The organism is Moorena sp. SIO4G3 (genome assembly GCF_010692305.1).
Taxonomy (GTDB): Bacteria; Cyanobacteriota; Cyanobacteriia; order Cyanobacteriales; family Coleofasciculaceae; genus Moorena; species Moorena producens_A.
Genome location: NZ_JAAHIG010000604.1, coordinates 1 through 3,244, shown reverse-complemented (window position 1 = coordinate 3,244; position 3,244 = coordinate 1). Strand labels below are relative to the sequence as shown.

The window sequence follows — 3,244 nt, the reverse complement described above, 5'->3', positions numbered from 1 at the left end:
TGGTAATCGGGGGAGCATTTACTTATTTATATTTGTACATTATCTATAGCCCCCTCATGGGTAATTGCTTCCGCTAATGGGACATAGTACTAATGTTTCAGCAACGCAAGACCTGCTCCCCAGGGAACAGGGAACAGGGAACAGGGAACAGGAAGTAGGGAAAAGGGAATAAAAATTCTCACAATTCCTACACGGATTGGTATAGTTATATAGCGGTTTTCAATTTCCTTAGGTACAGAGTTTCTGGTTTTAGGGCGCACGGAAACAATCCTGTGTACCTCTTAGCTATAATAAACGCTATATTTCCTATTACCTATTTCCTAAATAAGTAGGTGGGCTTAATTATCAGTACAATAGCGATTGAGATTCAAAATGCTTAAAACCTCTTAAATGCGGAAGCGAAGCTTCCGGAGCGTAGCGTGGCCTACGGCCAATCGCCTTTTTGTAATGCCCAAATCTGAGAGTGGGAGACCTGATAAAGCGACTTGTTGCTACCTCAGTATATTCTCAAACATTTAACCAAAGATGCACCCTGTTTCCTATTGCCTTTGTTATTAGATTGACGGTAATTGCGCGCTGATATAGCTCTTTTAATTAGCAGATTTTTCAACAGCATCGCTACGCGAATGCTTTTTGTAAATTCATTATCAAATTACCTCCAAACAAAAAAAATCAAAACCCTTGACAATCACTTATAAAAGTATAATACTAATCATTAGTAAAGTTGGTTTTACTTACCTATACATAATTTAGTCTGAATAAATACAATAATGCTGATGATTATAATCCAAATAAAAAACGTATTAAATAGACCTATCCAAAAAATAAATATATTTATGGTTTATTATTAAAATAATAACTAATTTTTATTAACATCAAAATGAGCTACACTTGTAATTATATCCATAAAAATCCTAAACAAACCAAACGATTGCGCTTGATTAAATCATCAACAACTCTCTCAACTGATAGAACAAACCAAGTTATTACATCGTCAACATCAAGAAAAAATTCAAAATCAAAAAGTCCGGCTAATTAAGCCTGGGGCAGGTGCTTCACAAAAATTATCAATTGAAGACCAAATAGGCTACTGGTTCCGTCGAATGTGAAGGAGAAAAGCCTTGCAGGTCATGAAATAGGGGCATGCTGGAGTTAATAGAAGCCTTTACAGCAATGGTGGTTGTATGATCGAACTATTTTCCCACCCATGTCCATGATGTGGGAGTGAGGATGTGTACCCTCACCACCGCTATAGCACTCTATACCATGGTTTCCGTACGATTTATCATTGTCGTAAACGAAAAAAATATCAAGCTCCTGTGCCTGAGCATCCTGAAACTGAGCATGAGGTCACCGACAGTGATATTCATGGCAATCATGGCTCAGCTTTCAATGCTTCTGGGGGACGTCGTAACGAGCGCCTTTCGGAGTAAAACCAACACCTATGGGTTCATCTCGCAAAAACCTTCAAAGAACCCTCGATGTCTACTGGTTAGTACACAACTGTGTACGAGTTCATTTTACCACAAAGATTGTGCCTGCGGTGAAGTTAGGCATTTTGGAGGTGGGCATATCTTGGTCGCAGTTATTCACAATTCGATATGCTCTGTAAACAACTAATCTCAAAACTTTTCGCTTCTCACTCGGCGGAACCAGTGCCGCAAGCCTTTGAGCGCGTTAATTCAACGGTTTAATTGACTTGGTGAATTTGAGCTCTGAAAACCAGTTACTGAGATACTTTCAGGTTTTTGGAGAGGTCTATTTATTAAGGGGGTATGGCAACCGGATTTGGTATAAGTTGAGGTGCCACCCGTGGCGAATATAATTCGGCTAGGTCAAGGGCACCTTCGGCATTCTTCCGTGTTCCCGTAGCGTGGCCTAGGGCCACGCTAGAAACCCCAACTTAAACGAATTAAGTTGGGGGAGTTCACGAGTCTACTTGAACATTACCAGTACAAGAAATAGAGGTTCCTATATATCTTCAATTAACCTGGTTAGATGGGGCATAAAGCCCCCGATGCAGATTAATTGAAGTAGCCAATAACAATAGCTTTGCCAAAGGCGGACTCAATCTTGGGTGAAAGTCAAGCGGACTTGAGTTAGCAACTCAGTGTAACCCATGACGGAAATTCGTATTACTTCTCAAGATCGATTAAAAACTTACCAATCTTTATCGTTTTTCTTCTTCACCACAACAATTACTGGTTGAGCATTTTCTGCAACTTCACCACTCTGCTTCAATTCTTCAATGGCCCTAGCAATCCTCTTAAAAAGCCTACCCTCACCATATTGCAAATCTTTAATATCATCCTTCTTTGCCGATCCCATGTCTAGGATAATGGTGTTTTCTTTCTGAAGTGTACTCATGGACGTTCTCCTAACTAAATTTTAGCAAGCTTTGTCAAAAGTTGTATCATGCCCAGCTCTGCCCTTCTCAAAAACTTCAAACTGATGTAATGAACATTCCAAAAACTTTTGAAGAACTCAAACCTTTTTTGCCTTCAACATAGCCATTAACTGACCCATTACATCGAAGTTAAGGGTAGAGCAGAAACCAAACTAAAATTTCATTAACTTAGACATACTCTTGGTATAGTTCTTTCCAAAATCCTTGATCCAACCATTTTTCTTCTTACGATTGGACTTCTCATGGCGATCCTTATAGATCTTACTTGCCTCATCGAGACGCTTTGCTTGTTTAAACACAGCCTTCTCAAGAGGCTTTAAACCTGCTGCCTGCTTCTTCTTCTTCTTTTTCTTGCTCCTCTTACTTGAAGACCCAGACAAGAAATCAGGTGTGCCTCCAAAATCCTCTTCACTGCGTAGAATGACAGCGCTCTTAACTCCCTCACTATCAGCCATAACGTTTAGGTTCCTAGATTGATTTAAGTACTACAGCTGATTCTATCGCATAAAACATCAGTGATCAAGAATTAGAGCTGATTTGTAAACAAAACCTCAACAAGCCAGTCGGCGAGTCATTAATTGGCGATTCGGGCAAAGACCGACGCTACGCGAGCGCCACACTGGAGTCTTCTTCACCTCCCATTTGTGATCGGAGTGGATGACGCAATTGGCCATGGATTCTCAGCCCATACCCAAAGCGGTTGCCATTTACGGAAATAACCATAGACCCTTGGGTGAGGTGGAAAGTCATGGTGCAGCATGTTCAACTGGGATCCACTACGCTGCACATAGCAGATCCCGTTGATGATAGGAGCGCAAGTTTACCCTCCTCAGATGA

The 3,244-nt window shown here is 40.7% G+C and carries 5 protein-coding genes; 1 reads left to right on the top strand and 4 read right to left on the bottom strand.

Annotated elements, in window-relative coordinates; all coding sequences use genetic code 11:
- Nucleotides 1-89: 89 nt before the first annotated feature.
- Nucleotides 90-260 carry a hypothetical protein gene (locus F6J99_RS43490; RefSeq protein ID WP_293123266.1) on the bottom strand — a complete coding sequence of 57 codons (171 nt, stop codon included), beginning with the start codon at nucleotides 258-260 and terminating at the stop codon, nucleotides 90-92.
- A gap of 972 nt (nucleotides 261-1,232) precedes the next feature.
- On the opposite strand from F6J99_RS43490, the gene F6J99_RS43485 reads away from it, so the two are divergent.
- A complete protein-coding gene (locus F6J99_RS43485) occupies nucleotides 1,233-1,433 on the top strand; it encodes a hypothetical protein (protein ID WP_293123263.1) in 201 nt (66 codons plus the stop codon).
- Between the two features lie 727 nt (nucleotides 1,434-2,160).
- Here the strand turns inward: F6J99_RS43485 and F6J99_RS43480 are convergent.
- The 3 genes from F6J99_RS43480 to F6J99_RS46030 all read right to left on the bottom strand — a co-directional run bounded on the left by F6J99_RS43480 (nucleotide 2,161) and on the right by F6J99_RS46030 (nucleotide 3,203).
- A complete protein-coding gene (locus F6J99_RS43480; RefSeq protein WP_293123260.1) occupies nucleotides 2,161-2,367 on the bottom strand; it encodes a hypothetical protein in 207 nt (68 codons plus the stop codon).
- A gap of 192 nt (nucleotides 2,368-2,559) precedes the next feature.
- Entirely contained in the window at nucleotides 2,560-2,862 is a 303-nt protein-coding gene (locus F6J99_RS43475) for a hypothetical protein (RefSeq protein WP_075895997.1), read from the bottom strand.
- Nucleotides 2,863-3,038: 176 nt separating this feature from the next.
- The gene (locus F6J99_RS46030) at nucleotides 3,039-3,203 is read right to left on the bottom strand and encodes a hypothetical protein (RefSeq protein WP_365975420.1); all 165 of its coding nucleotides are present in this window, start codon (nucleotides 3,201-3,203) and stop codon (nucleotides 3,039-3,041) included.
- Between the last annotated feature and the right edge of the window lie 41 nt (nucleotides 3,204-3,244).